This window comes from Polaromonas sp. P1_E1_2, assembly GCF_056406035.1.
On sequence record NZ_JBFUAZ010000876.1, the window covers coordinates 1 to 1266 of the forward strand.

Sequence of the window (1266 nt, forward strand, 5' to 3'; positions counted from 1 at the left end):
CCGCAGGGTCCTGGTGAATGGCGTGGGCGTTGGGCGAAGTCGGAACGATCTGCTGGACGGGCCCGACAAGGCCGTCGGCACCCACGCTGTTCACCGTGATCTTGTTGCCGCCATAGGAGGCGGCAAAGAGCCAGCGGCCAGAGGCGTCCAGGTCAATGTTGGCCATGCTGTCGGCCAATGAGGCCTCGCCGAGTTTCTTCAGCCCGCCGTTGGCGCCGTCGATGGCAAAGGTGACAACGCGAAACGGCTGCGAGCGCAGGGCCACGTACAGGATTTTTTTGTCCTTGCTGACCACCATGGGCATGGCGGTTCCGCCCACAGGAACCCTCGCCACCGGCTTGAGGGAACTTGCGGCGCGATCCAGCTGAAACACCGAGATCTCCTGGCTGTCGGCGTTGCTGACATACACCCAGGTGGCTGCGCTGCTGGCGCCAGCGGCAGCCATGGTCCCGGCAAAAACGGCGGGGATCAGGACCTGGCGAATGGTGGTTCCTGTTGTCATGGATGTCTCCGTTGTGTTGTTGAACTTTTTACTTGCCGACCGTCATGTAGAGGCTGGGCAACCACATGGAGAAAGCCGGCACAAACGTGACCAGTGCGAGCGCGAAAATCAGCGCGCCATAGAAAGGCCAGATGGTCCGCATCACGGTGCCCACGGACACTCCGCCAATGGCACACCCCACGAACTGGGTCGTTCCCACGGGCGGCGTGTTCAATCCCAATGCGCAGTTGATCAGCAACACGATGCCGAACTGCACCGAGCTCATGCCGTAGTGCTGGGCAATCGGCAGGAAGATGGGCGTGCACAGCAGGATGGTCGCGGCCATGTCCAGGAAGGTGCCCAACACAAACAGGATGATGTTGATCAGCAGGAAGATCACCCACGGTGTGGTGGTGATTTGCGATAGCATCTGGCCTGTCAACTCCGCCACGCCATAGAGGCTGATGAGGTAACCGAAGGTGCTGGAGATGCCGATCAGCAGCAAGATGACGCCGGTGGTCTTGACCGCCTTGGAGGCCGCCTTGATGAAGTGCTCCCATTTGATGGAGCGGTAAACAAAGATCGTCAGCGCCAACGCATACAACACGGCAACGGCCGCAGACTCTGTCGCCGTGAACACACCCGACAAAATGCCGCCCAGGATGATGACCACGATCATCAGGCCCGGCAAGGCAGCCGCGAGTGAACGCGCGACGATGGACCAGCCGGGAAAGGTGCCTGCGGGGTAACCACGCTTCACGGCCACCAGGTAAGCGGCCGCCAGG

At 61.1% G+C, this 1266-nt stretch carries 2 protein-coding genes; both read right to left on the minus strand.

The window, feature by feature from the left end; translation table 11 throughout:
* On the minus strand, nucleotides 1-502 hold a 502-nt coding region (locus tag AC1D1P_RS23710), incomplete at its 3' end, for a lactonase family protein (RefSeq protein WP_477674698.1).
* Nucleotides 503-530: 28 nt separating this feature from the next.
* On the minus strand, nucleotides 531-1266 hold a 736-nt coding region (locus tag AC1D1P_RS23715), incomplete at its 5' end, for a TRAP transporter large permease (RefSeq protein WP_477674699.1).